This window comes from Arthrobacter sp. SLBN-112 (assembly GCF_030944625.1).
Lineage (GTDB): Bacteria > Actinomycetota > Actinomycetes > Actinomycetales > Micrococcaceae > Arthrobacter.
On record NZ_JAUSXY010000001.1, the window covers coordinates 1,592,257 to 1,610,528 of the forward strand.

General features: G+C 66.9%; 15 protein-coding genes and 1 pseudogene. 10 read left to right on the forward strand and 6 right to left on the reverse strand.

Translation table 11 applies throughout. The annotated features are described in order from the left end of the window. Window positions 1-28 precede the first annotated feature (28 nt). Window positions 29-925 (forward strand): rhodanese-related sulfurtransferase, encoded by an 897-nt coding sequence (locus QF050_RS07470; RefSeq protein WP_308929868.1) that lies wholly within the window; start codon window positions 29-31, stop codon window positions 923-925. Between the two features lie 8 nt (window positions 926-933). On the opposite strand, the gene QF050_RS07475 is transcribed toward QF050_RS07470, so the two are convergent. Both QF050_RS07475 and QF050_RS07480 read right to left on the reverse strand, forming a co-directional pair. Beyond that, a complete protein-coding gene (locus QF050_RS07475; RefSeq protein WP_308929869.1) occupies window positions 934-1,494 on the reverse strand; it encodes a hypothetical protein in 561 nt (186 codons plus the stop codon). Between the two features lie 51 nt (window positions 1,495-1,545). Then, window positions 1,546-2,016 carry a hypothetical protein gene (locus QF050_RS07480; protein ID WP_308929870.1) on the reverse strand — a complete coding sequence of 157 codons (471 nt, stop codon included), beginning with the start codon at window positions 2,014-2,016 and terminating at the stop codon, window positions 1,546-1,548. Window positions 2,017-2,059: 43 nt separating this feature from the next. Here QF050_RS07480 and QF050_RS07485 point away from each other — a divergent pair, with 43 nt between their 5' ends. From QF050_RS07485 to proC, 5 genes are all read left to right on the forward strand, one after another. Then, entirely contained in the window at window positions 2,060-3,697 is a 1,638-nt protein-coding gene (locus tag QF050_RS07485) for a methyltransferase (protein WP_308929871.1), read from the forward strand. Between the two features lie 123 nt (window positions 3,698-3,820). Continuing rightward, window positions 3,821-6,547 (forward strand): type I DNA topoisomerase, encoded by a 2,727-nt coding sequence (gene topA / locus QF050_RS07490; protein ID WP_308929872.1) that lies wholly within the window; start codon window positions 3,821-3,823, stop codon window positions 6,545-6,547. 97 nt (window positions 6,548-6,644) lie between these two features. Beyond that, the gene (locus QF050_RS07495) at window positions 6,645-7,064 is read left to right on the forward strand and encodes an SseB family protein (protein ID WP_018761826.1); all 420 of its coding nucleotides are present in this window, start codon (window positions 6,645-6,647) and stop codon (window positions 7,062-7,064) included. 7 nt (window positions 7,065-7,071) lie between these two features. Continuing rightward, window positions 7,072-8,061, forward strand: coding sequence for a Ppx/GppA phosphatase family protein (locus QF050_RS07500; RefSeq protein ID WP_308929873.1), 990 nt, complete (start codon window positions 7,072-7,074; stop codon window positions 8,059-8,061). 255 nt (window positions 8,062-8,316) lie between these two features. After that, window positions 8,317-9,150 carry a pyrroline-5-carboxylate reductase gene (gene proC, locus QF050_RS07505; protein WP_308929874.1) on the forward strand — a complete coding sequence of 278 codons (834 nt, stop codon included), beginning with the start codon at window positions 8,317-8,319 and terminating at the stop codon, window positions 9,148-9,150. 54 nt (window positions 9,151-9,204) lie between these two features. Here the strand turns inward: proC and QF050_RS07510 are convergent, their stop codons facing one another. Beyond that, window positions 9,205-9,843: a TrkA family potassium uptake protein gene (locus tag QF050_RS07510; protein WP_018761823.1), complete on the reverse strand. Its 639-nt coding sequence runs from the start codon at window positions 9,841-9,843 to the stop codon at window positions 9,205-9,207. A 40-nt stretch (window positions 9,844-9,883) separates the two neighbouring features. Then, a complete protein-coding gene (locus QF050_RS07515; protein ID WP_308929875.1) occupies window positions 9,884-11,317 on the reverse strand; it encodes a potassium transporter TrkG in 1,434 nt (477 codons plus the stop codon). A 105-nt stretch (window positions 11,318-11,422) separates the two neighbouring features. Here QF050_RS07515 and QF050_RS07520 point away from each other — a divergent pair, with 105 nt between their 5' ends. Together QF050_RS07520 and QF050_RS07525 are read left to right on the forward strand one after the other, a co-directional pair. Then, window positions 11,423-12,634, forward strand: a complete 1,212-nt coding sequence (locus tag QF050_RS07520; RefSeq protein WP_308929876.1) for an acetoin utilization protein AcuC — start codon at window positions 11,423-11,425, stop codon at window positions 12,632-12,634. Between the two features lie 81 nt (window positions 12,635-12,715). Beyond that, window positions 12,716-13,341: pseudogene (locus tag QF050_RS07525) on the forward strand (ArsR/SmtB family transcription factor). Between the two features lies 1 nt (window position 13,342). Here QF050_RS07525 and QF050_RS07530 read toward each other — a convergent pair. Next, window positions 13,343-14,683, reverse strand: a complete 1,341-nt coding sequence (locus tag QF050_RS07530; protein ID WP_308929877.1) for an alpha-hydroxy acid oxidase — start codon at window positions 14,681-14,683, stop codon at window positions 13,343-13,345. 68 nt (window positions 14,684-14,751) lie between these two features. Between QF050_RS07530 and QF050_RS07535 the strand changes: the two genes are divergently transcribed. Then, window positions 14,752-15,456, forward strand: a complete 705-nt coding sequence (locus tag QF050_RS07535) for an FCD domain-containing protein (RefSeq protein ID WP_308929878.1) — start codon at window positions 14,752-14,754, stop codon at window positions 15,454-15,456. On the opposite strand, the gene QF050_RS07540 is transcribed toward QF050_RS07535, so the two are convergent. Then, window positions 15,453-16,487, reverse strand: coding sequence for a LacI family DNA-binding transcriptional regulator (locus QF050_RS07540; RefSeq protein WP_308929879.1), 1,035 nt, complete (start codon window positions 16,485-16,487; stop codon window positions 15,453-15,455). The genes QF050_RS07535 and QF050_RS07540 overlap by 4 nt on opposite strands. Window positions 16,488-16,841: 354 nt before the next feature. Between QF050_RS07540 and QF050_RS07545 the strand changes: the two genes are divergently transcribed. Then, window positions 16,842-18,269 (forward strand): Gfo/Idh/MocA family oxidoreductase, encoded by a 1,428-nt coding sequence (locus tag QF050_RS07545; RefSeq protein WP_308929880.1) that lies wholly within the window; start codon window positions 16,842-16,844, stop codon window positions 18,267-18,269. Window positions 18,270-18,272: the final 3 nt, after the last annotated feature.

The window sequence follows — 18,272 nt, forward strand, 5'->3', positions numbered from 1 at the left end:
CCTCCAGCCCGGCGGTACCCTTAAATACGTGGCTTTGAACCGAATTGTGCTTTTTTACGGCTTTACCCCGATCGCGGATCCGGACGCTGTGCGGCTTTGGCAGCGCGCCCTCTGCGAGAAGCTCGGCCTGACCGGCCGCATCCTCATTTCCAAGGACGGGATCAACGCCACGGTGGGCGGGGAAATCGGCGCCGTCAAGCAATACGTCAAGACCACCCGCGAGTACCCCGGATTCCGTGGCATTGACGTGAAGTGGTCCGACGGCGGCGCGGAGGACTTTCCCAGGCTCAGCGTCAAGGTGCGGGACGAGATCGTCTCCTTCGGTGCGCCCGGCGAACTTACGGTGGACGCCAACGGCGTGGTGGGAGGCGGCAAGCACCTCAAACCCGAAGAACTGCACGAACTCGTGGACGCCAAGAAGCAGGGCGGCGAGGACGTGGTGTTCTTCGACGGCCGGAACGCCTTCGAAGCACAGATAGGCCGGTTCAAGGACGCCGTGGTCCCCGACGTCGCCACCACGCACGACTTCATCAAGGAACTCGACTCCGGCAAGTACGACGCCCTCAAGGACAAGCCGGTGGTCACCTACTGCACCGGCGGCATCCGCTGCGAGGTGCTCTCCAGCCTGATGGTGAACCGCGGCTTCAAAGAGGTCTACCAGCTCGACGGCGGCATTGTCCGCTACGGTGAGGCGTTCAAGGACCAGGGGCTCTGGGAGGGCTCCCTCTACGTCTTCGACAAGCGCATGCACCTGGAGTTCAGCGAGGACGCCAAGACCATCGGCCAATGCGTCCGCTGCTCCGCACCCACCAGCAAATTCGAGAACTGCTCCAATCCCAGCTGCCGCACCTTGACGCTGTACTGCGCCGAGTGCGCCTCAAACCCGGAGACACTGCGTTGCCCCGAAGGCTGCGCGGCAGCCTGAGCCGCGCTTTAAAGCTTGCGCAGCCGGAACGCATAATTCGCGGCACTGCCGGCTTCCAGCCGCACCGTCAGGACGCTCTTCGTGGACAAATAGAAGACGTTTTCGCGGTTGATGCCGCACCGAAGGCCAAGATCCACCAGCGTCAGGGTCTCGGTGCTCACCGTGAACGTCACCCTGCGCTGGCTCCGGCAGGCAAGCGACAGGGTGTAGGTCCCGGTCTCCAGGACCGGTGATGCCACGGTCCGCACCTCGCCGGAACCCAGCAACCCGGCATCCGCCTGGACATTGGGTGCGGTGCTGTCCGGAAGCACCCGGGACACCCAATCACCGAGGTCGGCGCCGCTGACCGGGTCCTGCTGCAGCGGATCGCGGGTGAAGGCCGGAACCGGGGCAACGGTGGCGCCCTGCACCGCGCCGGCCCGGCCGTCGTCGTACGTATATTCGCAGCCCGCCAGGGCACCTGCCGCAAGTACCAGTCCAAGGGCGACGGCGGCCGCCGGCCTCGGTGCCTTGGCCGCCCGTGCTGTCCCTTGGGGACGGAGCGCGGAGATCCTCCGCACGCTGGGCATAGTCCGACTGTATGCCCGCAACAGGCGGCGGGCCATAGCCGGAACCCGGCGTTACTGCGCCGGCGCCAGCTGGTACGCGTAGAGCAGCGGTGCGTCCACGCTGGAGCTGCTGATTTGGACCCGGCCGGTGGCTGGCAGTGTGATTTTGGTGGTCTCGGCACGGCCGTTGCAGGCCGCCCCGGCTTCGGTGACCGCCTTGCCGTCCAGGGACACCGCGAAGAAGGCCTTGCCGGTGCCGGCACACACTGCCGTGAGCGTGTAGCTGCCGGCAGGTACGGAGGCTGCTTCCTGCACCAGGTGGTCCCGGTTGAGGATCTTCCCCGAATCCTGAAGCACAGTGCCCGCCGGGGCAGTGGGCAGCGCCGCGGCGCGCCACTGGGGAACGTCCGCGCCCTCCACCGAACCCGCCGGCGAACACCCTGCGACGGCGAGGCCAAGAACTGCGGCGACCATTGCCGCCGGCAGCGAACGGCGGACCGCGGCGGTGCGGGCGCGCGGAAGGAAGGAGAGGCGGGAAGGCATGGTTCCACCGTACCCCGCAGCCGGGCCGGACTAAACTTGAGCGATGCCCAGATCCCCGTACGAATTCACCGCCGGCAACACTTCTGACGCCCCCCGCAGCGACCTGCCCGGGCTGCTGTCCGCGCTCGCCGCGGACCTGCGCGGACTGGACTACACGCTCGACGGCGTCGCACGGCTGCTGGGGCCGACGGCCTCTGCGGCGCTGAACCGGGACCAGGTCATCCCTGCGATGCTTGCAACCGAGCAGGCAGTGCAGCTCAGCGAAGCGGCGGCGCCGCTCGCCGCCGTCGTCCGGCTGTGGCTCCTGGCCGAGCCCCAGGAACGGGAAACGCTCGACGCCGCCCTGCCGGCTACCGGCGTGGAAGGGCTCCTCGAGCTGGGGCTGCTGCAGCCCGTCCCCGGCGCGTCCCGCTTCACGGCAAAGGCAGACCTGCGGCCCTACGGCTGGGATGCCAACCCGGACGGCAGCGGCGGCGCCGAACTGTGGGTGGCCAGCGATCTCGCGGCCCACCAGCAGGCCGGGGTGCTGCGGCACGACCACGTCCTGGGCATCGGGCAGGCGTCCACCACCCTGGTGCAGACCACCATTCGGCAGCACACCGAACGCGCCCTTGACCTGGGCACGGGCTGCGGCATCCAGGCCTTCCACCTGCTGCACCACTGCCAGCACGTGACCGCCACCGACATCTCCGAACGGGCCCTGGCCTATTCCCGCTTCAACATCCTGCTCAACGCCGAGCCGCTCTCCGTGGACCCGGACCGCCTCGAGGACCGGGTGAGCCTGCGCCTGGGCTCGCTGCTGGAGCCGGTGGCCGGCGAGGAGTTCGGCCTGGTGGTATCCAACCCGCCGTTCGTGATCACCCCGCGCAGTGCCGGCGAAGTGCCGGCCGGCCAGTTCACCTACCGCGACGGCGGCCTGCCGGGCGATGAGATCGTCGCCTCCCTGGTGGCGGACTTGCCCGGCATCCTGGCGCCGGGCGGCGCCGCCCAGATGCTGGGAAACTGGGAAGTCCCCGCCGGCGCCCACTGGGATGAGCGGCCAAGATCCTGGGTGCGGCCGGGCACCGATGCCTGGTTCATCCAGCGCGAGCAGGTCAGCCCGGAACAATACGCCGAAACCTGGCTCCAGGACGCCTCCGAATCCCGCGACCGGCAGCACTACCGGGACGCCTACGCCGCGTACCTTGCGGATTTCGCGTCCCGGGATGTGGCGGGCATCGGCTTCGGGATGGTGTGGCTGCGGCGCCCCGCTGCCGGCAGGCAGGCTGCCATCAACCGCTTCGAGGAAATCACGTACCCCATCGAGCAGCCCGTCGGACCCCACCTGGGCGCCGCCGTCGAACGCAGCGACTGGCTGGCCGGGCACCATCTTGCCGGCACCCACCTGCTCGTGGCCGACGACGTGACAGAGGAGCGCCACCAGCGCCCCGGCGCTGAACACCCGGGCGTGATCCTGCTCCGGCAGGGCGCTGGGCTGCGCCGCACCAACCTGATGAGCACCGAGCTGGCAGGGTTCGTATCCGCGTGCGACGGCGACCTGGCCGCCGGGCAGATCGCCGCCGCTTTGGAGGCCCTCCTGGGCGGAGAAGCCGGGTCCTTCCAGCGTTCGCTGCTTGCCGACGTGGCCAACCTGGTGCAGGACGGGTTCCTTATTCCGGCCGCGTTTACAGCCGGACAGTAAGGCCCCTTATGCCCCCGGCCGGGCCCCGTCTTTTCCACATGAATGCGCACGATTCCCCAAAATATGGTGAACTAGGCGAACATGGGCTCATCTGCCCCAGCAACCTTTTTCTGTAGGAGCACCGTGCCAAGCAAGGCCAAAACCGGCAAGAAACTCGTGATTGTGGAGTCTCCGGCCAAGAGCAAGACCATCGCCAAGTACCTCGGCGAGGGCTTCATCGTAGAGGCCTCCATCGGTCACATCCGCGACCTGCCGCAACCGTCCGAACTCCCCGCCGAGCTGAAGAAAACGTCGGTCGGCAAGTTCGCCGTCGATATCGACAACGACTTCAAGCCCTACTACGTGGTGTCCGCGGACAAGAAGAAAAAGGTGACTGAGCTCAAAGCTGCGCTCAAGGACGCCGACGAACTCTATCTCGCAACCGATGGGGACCGCGAGGGTGAAGCCATCGCGTGGCACCTGCTGGAAGTGCTCAAGCCCAAGGTCCCGGTCTACCGGATGACGTTCGGCGAAATCACCAAGGAGGCCATCCAGCGCGCCATGGGCAACCTGCGCGATGTTGACCAGGACCTGGTGGATGCCCAGGAAACCCGCCGCGTGCTGGACCGCCTCTACGGCTACGAGATCTCGCCCGTGTTGTGGCGCAAGGTGGCACGCGGCCTGTCCGCCGGCCGCGTGCAGTCCGTGGTGACCCGCATGGTGGTGGACCGCGAACGCGAACGCATGGCTTTTAAGGCTGCCTCGTACTGGGACCTGACCGGCCAGTTCGGCGCGGACTCCGGCTCGTTCAAGGCCAAGCTCGCCGCCGTTAATGGCGCCAAGGTGGCCAGCGGCCGCGACTTCAACGACAATGGCGAACTCACCGCCAAAAACGTGGCCCACCTCAACGAAGAGCTTGCAACGTCCCTGGCCGCCGGGCTCCAGGATGCGGACTTCCGCGTCCGTTCCGTGGACACCAAGCCGTACACCCGCCGCCCGGCCGCGCCGTTCACCACCTCCACGCTGCAGCAGGAGGCAGGCCGCAAGCTGCGCTTCTCCTCCAAGAGCACCATGCAGGTGGCCCAGCGGCTCTACGAAAACGGCTACATCACCTATATGCGTACGGACTCTTCGGCGCTGAGCGACGAGGCCATCACGGCCGCGCGCCGCCAGGCCTCGGAGCTCTACGGGCCGGAATACATTCCGCAATCCCCGCGTGTCTACTCCAACAAGGCCGCCAATGCGCAGGAAGCGCACGAGGCCATCCGTCCCGCAGGTGACTCCTTCCGCACGCCGGCCCAGGTTGCCAAGCAGCTCTCCGGGGACGAGTTCCGCCTGTATGAGCTCATTTGGAAGCGCACCGTGGCTTCCCAGATGGGCGATGCCAAGGGCTCGACGGCGACCATCCGCCTGGGTGCCGTAGCCACCGACGGACGGGACGCCGAGTTCTCCGCCTCCGGCACCGTCATCACCTTCCCCGGCTTCCTGGCCGCCTATGAAGAAGGCAAGGACGAGACCCGGGGCGACGACGAGTCCGACGAAGCACGCCGGCTGCCGAACGTGGCCAAGGATGACTCCCTCACGGCCTCTGACATCCAGGCGGTAGGCCACGAAACCTCGCCGCCGCCGCGTTTCACGGAGGCGTCCTTGACCGCCGAACTGGAGAAGAAGGGCATCGGCCGCCCGTCCACCTACGCGTCCACCATCTCCACCATCCAGGACCGCGGCTACGTCCGGAAGCAGGGCTCCGCCCTGGTGCCCAGCTGGATCGCGTTCTCGGTGATCCGGCTGCTGGAGCAGCACTTCAGCGACTACGTGGACTACGAGTTCACCGCCGACATGGAAGGCGACCTGGACAAGATCGCCAACGGCCAGGAGGCGGGCGCTTCCTGGCTCCGGCACTTCTACTTCGGCGAGGACTCCGAACCCGGCCTGCTCAGCATCGTCAACAACCTGGGCGAGATCGATGCCCGTGAGATCAACTCCATCCCGATCACCGACGACATCACGTTGCGGGTGGGCAAGTTCGGCCCGTACCTGGAAAGCTCGGCCGCCGTCGTTGATCCGAAGACCGGTGAGATCGTGGAGTCGGCCCGTGCCAACGTGCCCGAGGACCTGGCGCCGGACGAACTGACCGCGGCCAAAGCCATTGAGCTGATGGAGACGGCGGCGCCGGAGGAACGCGTGCTCGGTGCCGACCCGCACACGGGACACACGGTGGTGGCCAAGAACGGCCGCTACGGCGCCTACGTCACCGAAATCATCCCGGAGATGACCGACGAAGACCTGGCCAAGCAGCCGGTGGAGTACTACAAGAACGGCAAGCCCAAGCCGGCCAAGAAGCCGGTCAAGGCCAAGCCGCGCACGGGCTCTTTGTTCAAGTCCATGACCGTGGATTCCGTGACGCTGGATGAGGCACTGCAGCTCATGAGCCTGCCCCGCGCGCTGGGCGAGGACGCCGAGGGCAACCTCATCACGGTCCAGAACGGCAGGTTCGGTCCCTACCTGAAGAAGGGCACGGATTCCCGCTCGATCGGGTCCGAAGAGGAAATCTTCACCATCACCCTGGAGCAGGCGCTGGAGATCTATTCGCAGCCCAAGCAGCGTGGCGCCCGTGCCGCGGTGCCGCCGCTGGCCGAGTTCGGTCCGGACCCGGTGTCGGAGAAGAACATCGTGGTGAAGGAAGGCCGGTTCGGCCCCTACATCACCGACGGCATCACCAACATCACGGTTCCGCGTGCCACCTCCCTCGAGGAGCTCACCCGCGAACAGGCCGTGGAACTGTTGGCCGAGAAGCGCGCCAAGGGACCGGTCAAACGGACGGCCACCCGCAAGGCACCAGCGAAGAAGAAGGCAACAGCCAAGAAGTAGCTGCCGGTGGTTGAGCTTGTCGAAACCGTGTCATGGGTTTCGACAAGCTCAACCAACGGGGTTTGCATGCGCTTCCCAATCGTGATCGGCTGGTTCCATGACTGAACAGCCCGCGCACACGGATCTCCAGCCGCTCAACGACCTTGAGGAGAAGCTCGCCACCGGCGGGCAGGAAGACGCCAATCCTGTGGACGTCATCCTGTCCTTCCTGAACAGCGAGGTCTACATCATCAGCTCGGACACCGTCGAGGGCGTGGACTCCCAGGTTGAACCGCTGGTCCTTGCCAACGCCGACGGACGCCCCGTCCTTGCCGTTTTCTCGCACCCCACGCGGGTGGACCAGCAGTACCTGGAAGCTGCACCCAACGTGCTGGGCACCCAGGGCGCGGCCATCATCGCCAACCTTGGCGACGAACTGGGAATGGTAATCAACCCCGGCGCCGCCTACGGTTTCGAGATCGACCCTGAAGGTGTTGCGAACATCCGGCGCGACTTCAAGCGCGCCGACGAGCAATAATGTCCCCATGCGTCTAGGCGTCCTCGACATCGGGTCCAATACTGTCCACCTGCTCCTGGTGGACGCCCACCCCGGTGCACAGCCGGTCCCGTTTGCGTCCCACAAGCGTCCGCTGTCCCTGGTCCAATACCTTGAACCGGACGGCAGCATCAGCGACGAAGGCCAGCACGAGCTGACCGAATTCGTCCTGGAAGCCTGGGAATTCGCCGCCCGGCACAAGGCCGAAGACCTGCTGGCGTTCTGTACGTCGGCCATCCGCGAGGCCACCAACGGCCCCGCCGTGCTGGCCCGGGTCAAGCACGAGACCACGGTGACCCTCCAGGAACTCACCGGGAGCGAAGAAGCGTCCATGACGTTCTTCGCGGTGCGGCGCTGGCATGGATGGGGTGCCGGTCCCATCCTGAACCTGGACATCGGCGGTGGCTCCTTTGAAATGGCCTTCGGCCAGGACGAGCTTCCAGAGGTGGCCACTTCTGTGCCGCTTGGGGCCAGCAGGCTCACCCGGGACTGGTTCCCCGAGGACCCGCCGTCGGCCAAGAGCGTCAAGGAGCTCCGGCGCTACATCAGGGCCACCCTCAAACCTGCTGTCCGGGAATTCGACGGCCTGGGCCGGGCGAACGTGGTGGCAGGCACCTCCAAGACCTTCCGGTCCCTTGCCCGGATCGCCGGGGCTGCGCCCAGCGCGGAGGGCCCCTACGTCAAGCGTGAATTGCACGCCTCCGACCTGGGCATCTGGACCCAGCGGATCTCGGCCATGAGCTCAGAGGACAGGCTGCATCTTCCCGGTGTTTCCGAAGCGCGGGCGCATCAGCTCCTTGCCGGCGCCCTGGTGGCCGAGGCCGCCCTGGAGATGTTCAAGTTCAAGAAGCTGCGCATCTGCCCGTGGGCCCTGCGCGAAGGGCTCATCCTGCGCCGCCTGGACCAGCTCGTCTTCGCCGGGCCACTGGAGCCTGCACCCCACGTGGCGGCGTCCCGCCCGGTGGCAGCGGCCAGCTAGGAACCAAGGGTTCGGCCGTACAAGGCAGGGCCTGACGCAGCAGAGCGCTTAAAAGCGGAAGCACCGGGGCCGGCAACAGGAAAATGGGGGAAAACCTGTTGCCGAGCCACCGGTGCCCTGGCAGGCATCCCCATGCCTGCCGCATCACTCGCACCCTCAATGAGGTAATAACTACGTTAGGACCCCAAGTTGTGCGCCGCCTGCACCGAAGATGGGAGTTGCCTGTGAATGCGTGCGAACTGCAATGATGGAGGCATGAGCAACCGAATCGCATTCCTTGGCTGTGGATCCATGAACGAAGCCATTCTTGGCGGCCTGCTGGAGGCCGGGACGGACCCGGGGGATGTGGTGGCCACTGTCCGCCGCGCAGAGCGCGCCTCGGAACTGGCGGAACGGTACCCCGGCATCACTGCGATCGCCGGCGAGGAAGAACCGGACAACAACAAACAGGCCACCAAGGGATCCGCCGTCGTGATCCTCGGCGTCAAACCGGTGGGAATTGCGGACCTGGCACGGGAAATCAGCCCTGCCCTTTCGCCGGACGCGGTGGTGGTCAGCGTGGCCGCGGCAGTGTCCATAGCCCAGCTGGAAGCCGCGCTTCCCGACGGCCAGCCGGTCATCCGGACCATGCCCAACACCCCGGCAAAGCTGGGCCGCGGCGTCGTGTCCGTCTCGCCGGGCACCCACTGCACGCCTGAACAGCTCGGAAAGGTCAAGGACATCCTCCAAGGCGCCGGGACGATTGTTGAAGTGCCCGAGGAGCAGGTGGATGCGCTGTCAGCCATCAGCGGGTCGGGCCCGGCCTACGCTTTCTACCTGGCCGAGGCCATGGCGTCGGCGGGGGAGGAGTTGGGCCTGGACCGCGAACTGTCCTTGCTCCTGGCACGCGAAACGGTGGCCGGTGCAGGCTTCATGCTCGCTGAGCCCGGGGCGGACCCTTCCGCGCTGCGCAAGGCCGTCACCAGCCCCAACGGCACCACGGAGCGGGCCATTGCCACGTTCGACGAACAAGGCATCCCGGCCATCATCGCCGCCGGCGCCAAGGCAGCAGCGGACCGGGCAGCGGAAATCACCAAGCAACTCGGGTAACGGTGGTTGAGCTTGTCGAAACCCGGTTTCGACAAGCTCAACCACCGGGGGACTTTACGGCCGGGCGGCGAACCGTTCCAGCAGGTCAACGTGCCCGGAGACAATGAGCATGTCCCGCGAGGACACCTTGGTCTCGGGCCGGGCGTAGGTGAAGTCCTCGCCCGGGGACTTCACGCCCACAATGGTCACACCGTACTTGGAGCGCACCTTCGACTCGTCCAGGGTGAACCCCACGGTTTCGCGCGGCGGGTACATCTTGACGATGGCGAAGTCGTCGTCGAACTCGATGAAGTCCAGCATCCGCCCTGACACCAGGTGGGCGGCGCGGACGCCTGCGTCTGCCTCAGGGTAGATCACGTGGTTGGCCCCGATCCGCGTCAGGATCTTGCCATGCGATGGTGTGATGGCCTTGACCCAGAGGTGTTCGATTCCCAGGTCCACCAGGTTGACGGTGATCAGCACGGAGGACTCGATGGACGTACCAACCCCCACCACCGCTGAACTGAATTCCTGCGCGCCGAGCTGGCGCAGGGCATCAATGTTGGTAGCGTCAGCCTCCACCACGTGGGTCAGCAGCGGGGCCCATTTCTGCACCAGGTTCCGGTCCCGTTCGATCGCGAGCACTTCCCGGCCCTGTTTGACCAGCTGCTCAGCGGTGGATGATCCGAAGCGGCCCAGCCCGATCACCAGCACCGGGGCGTTGTGGGCGGGGCGCCGCGGGGCGTCTGTGGAACTAGCCAATGATGGGCCTCTCTTCGGGGTAGTGGTACAACTGGCTGCGCTGGCGCAGGGCCAGGGCGGCTGCGAGGGTAACGGTCCCCACGCGGCCCGCGAACATCAGGGCCGCGAGGACGTAGACGCCGGCAGGGGGCATCTCGGCGCTGAGGTTGGTGCTCAGGCCCACCGTGGCGAACGCGGAAATGGTTTCGAACAGCACCCGGTCCAGTGACTGGCCGCTGATCGCCAGGAGCAGGAAAGCTGACACGGACACCAGGGTGGCGCCGGCGACGATCACCGAAATAGCCACCCGCATGCTTCCTTGCGGGATAGTCCTGCCGTAGACCTTGACGTCCGCGTCACCGCGGGCCTCGGCGACGATGGCCAGGAACATGACAGCGATGGTGGTGACCTTGATGCCGCCGGCCGTGGACGCAGAGCCGCCACCGGCGAACATCAGGGCGTCGCTCAGCAGCATCGTGGTGGAATCCATCTGGTTCTGGTCCACCAGGTTGAACCCGCCGGACCGCGTCATGACGGAGGCGAACAGCGCGTGGGTGATCTTGTCGCCCACATCCATGGTGCCGATGGTCCGGACGTTGTCCCACTCCATCAGCGCCCAGAGGAACGCCCCGGCCACCAGGAGGATCAGCGACACCTGGATGGTCAGCTTGGTGTGCAGGTTCCACTTTTTCCAGTTCAAGCCGTTCTGCTGCAGGACCATCACCACGGGGAAGCCCAGGCTTCCCAGGAACACCCCCACCATCAGGGGGATAAGGATCCACAGATCCGTCTCGTAGGGCACGATGCCGTCCGAGTGCGGTGTGAAACCGGCGTTGTTGAACGACGAGATGGCATAGAAGATGCCGTGCCACACGGATTGCCAGAAGGGCTCGCCCAGGGTCAGGAACCGCGGGACGAGGGCCAGGGCCAGGGCGCCCTCGATGACGACGGACGTGGTGATGACGATCCGGAGCAGCGTGCCCACCTCACCGAGGCGGCCCGCGTTGTTCATGGACTCAGCCGCAATGATCTTCCCGCGCACACCCAGCCGCTTGCTCACCATCAGTGCCAGCAGCGAGGCCAGCGTCAACGTGCCCAAGCCGCCGATAAAGATGCCCACCAGGATCACCAGCTGGCCGAAGAAGGACCAGTGCGCCGCTGTGGACACCACCGTAAGTCCCGTGACGCAGACGGCCGAGACGGCGGTGAACAGGGCCTCGTGGATGGGGGTTGCGATTCCGTCGGCCGACGAGACCGGCAGGGACAGCAGGAACGTAAACACTACGCAGACGGAGGCGAACGCAGTCAGGGCAAGCCTGGCGGGGGAGGTGTTGGCGATGTCGTCGATGAAGTCGCGGAGACGCGTGAAGATCCAGAGGCCCTCCCGTTCCTGCGCTGGGGGGTGCCAGCTGGCCGGGGTCTGGGGCCTCGACTGGCTCTGCGTCATGTGTGGCTTTTCCTCGGTCGAAACTGCTTCCCCCAGTAGTAAACCACTAAAGCCCCGCTTCATGGCCTGGCTGGGAGGCCGGCGGCCTCGGGTAGCCTGTGATTGATGACATATCTGCCCGGTCTTAGCCAGCCCGCGCCGCCGACGATGGTGGCGTGGAGTCCTGACATGACTGCCTACAATTTTGGTCCCGGCCACCCCATGGCGCCGGAACGGATGGACCTGACGGCCCGCCTGGCACGCAGCCTGGGGCTGTTCGACCTGGACCATGTGGACGTGCAGGCGCCGGAGCTGGCATCCGACGCAGAGCTGGAAGCGGTGCATTCGGCGGATTACGTCGCGGCGGTACGGAGGGTCAGTGCGGACCCCACCCGCCCGGAGGAATCCCGTGGCCTGGGAACCGAGGATGACCCCGCTTTCGCCGGAATGCATGACGCCGCGGCCCGGCTGGCCGGCGGATCCCTCATGGCAGCCCAGGGCGTGCTCGAGGGTTGGGCTGTGCACGCGGTCAACTTCGGCGGCGGCATGCACCACGCCTCCCGGGACCGCGCCAGCGGCTTCTGCATCTACAACGACGCCGCCCTCGCCGTACAGCGGCTCCTCGACGGCGGCGTCGGAAAAGTGGCCTACATCGACGTCGACGCCCACCACGGCGACGGCACGCAGAACATCTTCTGGGACGACCCCCGGGTCCTGACGCTCTCGCTGCACGAAACGGGACTGACCCTCTTCCCCGGAACCGGGTTCGCCAACGAGATTGGCGGCCCCGCTGCTGAGGGGACAGCCGTCAATGTTGCGCTGCCCGCCGGCACCGGGGACGCCGGCTGGCTGCGCGCCTTCTACGCCATCGTGCCGCAGCTGACAGGCGCATTCGAACCGGAGGTGATCGTGAGCCAGCACGGCTGCGATTCGCACCGCAGCGACCCCCTTACGCACCTTAACCTCAGTGTCGACGGGCAGCGCGAGGCCGCGAACGCCGTCGCGAACCTCGCCGAACGGTATTGCGGGGGCCGATGGATCGCCACGGGGGGCGGCGGCTACAACGTCCTGGACGTGGTGCCGCGTGCCTGGAGCCACTTGGTGGCCATCGCCGCCGGCAGGCCCGTGCCACTGCGCACCGCCGTGCCCGCGGACTGGCGGCAGTATGTGGCAGAGAAATTCGGGACTGTCGCACCCACGCTGATGGGGGACGACGTGGAGTTGTGGTGGCGCTCCTGGGAAGTGGGCTTCGACCCCAACGACGCCGTGGACCGCACCGTGATGGCCACCCGCAAGGCGGTATTCCCGCTGCACGGCCTGGACCCCTGGTTCGACTAGCAGGACCCGGCTCCGCGCCGGGACACGGGGACGCCGAAATAGTTGATGCCTTTCGGCGTATATGTCGCTAGGGTGGGAGGCATGGTGACAGACGACGTATTTGCCGTCATAGCGGAATCCACCCGGCGGGACATCCTGGTGGCGCTCCGGACGGGGGACAAAGCCGTGGGGGAGTTGGTGGAGGAACTGGCCGCGAGCCAGCCGACCATTTCCAAGCACCTTAAAGTCCTGCGGGAAGCGCAACTGGTCAGCATGCGCGCGCAGGGCCAAAAGCGCTATTACGCCTTGAACCGGGGCCCGCTGGAGGGCATCGCGAGCTGGCTGGAGACGTTCGACGTCGGCCCGGTCGCCAAGGCTGCCGCCTCACCAAGTAACGCAACACCAAAAAGCGCGTCAGCAAGCAGCGCATCAGCGACGAAGGGCCGGTCCGCGGCAGGAACCGCCTCACCGGGCCTGCCGGAAGCACCCGCCGCCGTCGAGCCGGGCCTTATTCAGCCAGGCCAGGAGGAAGCCGCGGCGGCCGTCCTGGTGCGGGAGGGGGCCGAACTGAGCCCCGCCGTCGTCATTCCCGGCGGAACCGCCGCCCCGCTGAGTGATGACAGTGTTCCGCAGCAGATCGGACGCAGCGTTGGGGCCGGGCGGCCACCAAAGCCGCCGACCTGCTGGCAAGCCTCCCCAACCTGCCGAAGTTTGGCCGGAAGAAATAGCTCAGTTCGTGCCCAGCAGCCGCACGTGGTCCGGCGTGAGCCCTGAAACGGAGCTGACGCCCAGGAGTGCCATGGTCCGTGCCATGTCCTTTTCCAGGATCTGCAGGGCGCGGTCCACACCGGCGCGGCCGCCGGCCATCAGGCCGTAGAGGTATGCGCGGCCAATCAGGGTGAAGTCCGCGCCGAGGGCCAGCGCCGCCACGATGTCCGCGCCGCTCATGATGCCGGTATCCAGCATGATGGCCGCGTCCGTGTTGTCCTTGGTAAATGCCTGCCTGACCGCGGGGAGCAGGTGGAAGGGAATGGGTGCCCGGTCCAGCTGGCGGCCGCCGTGGTTGGACAGGACCACGCCGTCCGCGCCGTGGTCCGCTACCCGGCGGGCATCCTCCACAGTCTGGATGCCCTTGACCACCAGGTTGCCCTTCCAGGTTTCGCGGAGCCAGTCCAGGTCCTCGAAGGTGAGCGTGGGATCGAACATGGAGTTGATCAGGTCCGCCACGGTACCGGTGTAGCGGGAGAGCGAGGCGAAGGTCAGAGGTTCGTGGGTGAGGAAGTTGAACCACCAGGCCGGCCGGTAGGAGGCGTCCACGACGGTCTTCAAGGTCAGTGCCGGCGGGATGGTCATGCCGTTGCGGACGTCGCGGAGGCGGGCGCCGGCCACCGCCGTGTCCACGGTGACCATGAGGGTGTCATTGCCGGCCTTGGCGGCGCGCTCGATCAGTTCCAGCGAACGTTCGCGGTCCGTCCACAGGTACAGCTGGAACCAGTTCCGGCCGTTGGGAGCGGCGGCGGCCACGTCCTCGATGGACGCGGTGCCCATGGTGGAGAGTGTGTAGGGGATGCCTGCGGCCTCGGCTGCCCGGGACCCGGCATATTCGCCCTCGGACTGCATCATCCGGGTGAAGCCGGTGGGGGCGATGCCCAGGGGAAGCCGGGACGGTTTGCCGAGGATCTCGGTACTGAGGTCGATGGCGGACACGTTCCGCAGGATCCCGGGGCGGAACTCGATGTCCAGGAAGGCCTGGCGGGCGCGGCGGAGAGTGATTTCCTCCTCGGCGGCGCCGTCCGTGTAGTCGAAGGGTGCCTGCGGGGTGCGTCGCTTGGCGATGTCCCGGAGTTCCCAGATGGTGTTGGCCCGTTTGAGCCGCGCGTCCTTGCTGAACTCCGGCTTCTTGAACTGCATCAGCGGAGCGAGGTCTGAGTACTTGGGCACGCGGCGCTTCAAGGCAGGGGGCAGCGCGGACGACGCCGGAGCCTTGGCGGGTGCCGGCGCTGCGGGAATGTCGGTCGCGTCCGGGGCCGGGGTGGCCTCCGGGTTGCCGGGCTGGATGATGTGGGTCATGGCGTCCTCCTGTGGTCCAACCACACTCTAGGCCATGTGGTCCGACCACATCAACTACCATTGGCCGTATGCGTACCCATCAGTTGGTCCTTGCGTGGATCGAGGACCAACTCTCTGCCGGCCGGCTGGCCGTAGGCGGCAGGCTGCCGGCCGAACGCACCCTGGCCGAACAGCTCAAGGTGTCCCGGACGTCAGTGCGGGAGGCCATTCGGATCCTCGAGGCGATGGGGGTGGTCCGTGCAGGTGTCGGGTCCGGCCCCGAATCCGGGACGGTGGTCATCTCGGACCCCACCTCGGCGCTGGGCTCGGCCCTCCGCCTGCACGTTGCCACCCAGCACCTGCCCGTGGCGGACATCGTGGAAACCCGCATCCTGCTGGAGTCCTGGGCTGCGGGCAGGGCGCGCCGGGACGCCCCGGAACTCGACGAGGCCGCTGCCCTGCTGGCCGGTATGGACGACGCGGACGGCCTTTCGGTCAGCGACTTCCTGGCCCTTGATGTGCGCTTCCATCTCGCGCTGGCCAACGCGGCCGGCAATGCGGTGGTCAGCGCCATGATGGGCTCCCTCCGGGAAGCAATCCAAAGGTACGCTGCCGAACTGACCTCGAACCTGCCCGACTGGAACGCCACGGCATGCCGTTTGCGCGACGAGCACCACGCCATCCTTGCGGCCGTCAGGAAGGGCGACGGCGGCCGGGCGGCGGAACTGGTGGCCGCCCATATTCAGGGGTACTACAAAGAAGCAGGCCTGGGCGCGGGGCGCCGGGACGGCTAGCCGTGGACGGCGCTCCGTGGCGCCTTGGCCGGGCCGCTGCTGGCCCGGACTTCCAACCGGGGCTGGAAGCGGCTGCCGGGCACTTCATTCCCTTCCTTGCGGATCAATGCCCGGAGCTGGTGCCACGCCTGCTCGCCCAGTTCGGTGATGGGGACGGCCGCGGTGGTGAGTGCCGGCGTCGTGTACTTGGCGAACGGGATGTCGTCGAAACCGGTGACGGAGATGTCCCCCGGCACTTCCAGGCCCCGTTCGTGCAGGCCGCTCATCAGTCCCATGGCTACGAGGTCGTTGAAGGCGAGGATGCCGGTGGCGCCGCTCGCCAGGACCGCATCCACGGCTTCATGCCCGGTGTCGAAGTCCGAGCCGCCCTCGAGCATGGTCACCTCCACTTGCGGGTGGGCGGCCTTGAAGGCCTCCAGGCCCTTGAGCCGCATGCCGTTCGAGGCGCTCCGCGGGGGGCCGGCCAGGAAGGCCAGGCGGGTGTGCCCCAGCTCCACCAGATGCCCGGCGATGTCCTGGACCCCCTGGCCGTAGTCCACCACCAGGCTGGGGACGTCCGGTGCGGCGGTGGTGCGGTTGATCAGTACCAGCGGGTGCAGCGACGGTGCGATGTCCGTCAGTTCGGCATCGGACATGCGCGGGGCACAGAGAACCAGTCCGTCGCAGCGCCGGCGCGCTTCGCCGGCCAGGATGGATTCCTCGCTGGAAACCTCGAACGAGTCCGCGATCAGTACCCGGTACCCATCCTCCGCCGCCGCCCGGCTCAGGCCGCGAAGGATCGCCTGGAACGTGGGGTTGGCCAGGTCCGGCACCACGATGCCGATGGTGTCGGTCTTTCCCAGCGCCAGGCTGCGACCCACCGGGTTGGGCTGGTACTTCAGTTCGGCGGCGGCTGCGCGGACCCTCGCGGCGATGTCCGGGTCCACGGTGAAGTTCCCGTTCATCACACGCGAAACCGTGGCGTGTGAGACTCCTGCCTTCACGGCGACATCCGCGATGCCGATCCGGCCGCTTGCCGATTTCCTGGCCATAGGGAACCCTTCTTTCGCGCCGCCCGGATGGACACCGCCGGGAGCGGCAGGCGCCCGGCCATCAAGCCCCGGGTGGCAGGTGCTTTGAGAGACAGCATATACGGGAGCTGGAAAGCGATTTCTACCCTTTTCCCGGGAGTTTTCCCTGACGGACGGCCAGGGCAGTGTGCCAACCGGTTGGAAAACGTTTTCTTTCAGCACTGGAAGTGGTTGACGGATGGGCCGGCGGGTTGATACAACTTCTATAGCGAACTGAGAAAACGCTTTCTCAAGCAGGTGCAGCAGAGTGCCACCGCAGAACCGCAGCGGCCGTCCCGGCGGCCGGGCAAATGAGATTTCGAAAGGGACCCCCACATGGTCAACACAGCCGAGACGACGTCGGCCGCAACTGCTCCCCACACGGCTGCGGGCAGCGCCACCCACGACGGCCGCAAGGCGCGCCTTGCCCTGGTCGGCACCGGTGGGCGTTCCGAAATGTACATCCGCGCCGTGTTCGGCAAGCACGCCGACACCGCGGAACTGGTCGCGTTCTCGGACGTGAACCCCGGGCGCGTGGAGTTCTACCAGAACCTCATCCAGGAACTCGGCGCCCCCGGCCCCATTGCCTCGTTTGATCCCGCGGACCTGACAGCCTTCATCCAGGCCAACAACATCGACCGCGTCGTGGTGACCACCCCCGACTTCACCCACGCCGACTACATCGTCGAAGCGCTCCGGGCCGGTGCCGACGTCGTGGTGGAGAAGCCCCTCACCATCGATGCCGAAGGCTGCCGCCGTATCACCAAGGCGGTCCAGGAGACCGGCCGGAACGTCGTGGTGACGTTCAACTACCGCTACTCGCCCCGCAACAGCGCCCTCAAGGAAATCATCCAGAGCGGCGTCATCGGCAAGGTCACCTCGATCGACTTCAGCTGGGTGCTGGATACCGTGCACGGCGCGGACTACTTCCGCCGCTGGCACCGCGAAAAGAAGAACTCCGGCGGCCTGCTCATCCACAAAGCCTCCCACCACTTCGACCTCGTCAACTGGTGGATCGACGACGTCCCGGAGCGCGTCTTCGCCTCCGGCGGCCTGAAATTCTATGGCGACAAGAACGCAGCCGAACGCGGGCTGGGTCCGCGCCCCGAGCGCGGAACGCCCGACGCCGGTGCCCCCGCCGGCGACAAGGACCCGTTCGCGCTTGACCTGAGGGAGGACGAACGGCTCAAGGCGCTCTTCCTGGACAACGAGCACTACGACGGCTACCGCCGCGACCAGGACGTCTTCACGGGCGGCATCACCATCGAGGACAACCTGGCGCTGGTGGTTGAGTACCAGGGCGGCCCCCGCCTGAGCTACTCGCTGAACGCGCACAGCCCCTGGGAAGGCTACCGGGTGGCCGTCAACGGCACCGAGGGCCGCGCTGAGCTCGAAGTGGTGGAACGCGCCGCCGTCCTTCACAGCACGGACAAGAAGACGGTGGTGGACCCCAGCGCTACCCCGGTGGAGGAAGAGGACGCCGTCCGCCGCAACGGCGAACGGCTGGTGGTCCAACGCCACTGGGAAGCCGCGTACGAGGTGCCGATCATCAACGGCGAAGGCGGCCACGGCGGGGGCGACGAGCTCCTGCTCTCGGACCTCTTCAACGGCCCGGGTGAGGACCCGCTGGGCCGTCCCTCCGGCTACCTCGACGGGCTGCGCTCGGTATCCGTTGGGATTGCCGGCAACCAGTCGCTCGAAACCTCGCTGCCCATCCGCGTGGCGGACCTGGACCTCGGCGTCGACCTCCGCCGCGCCAAGTAAGGA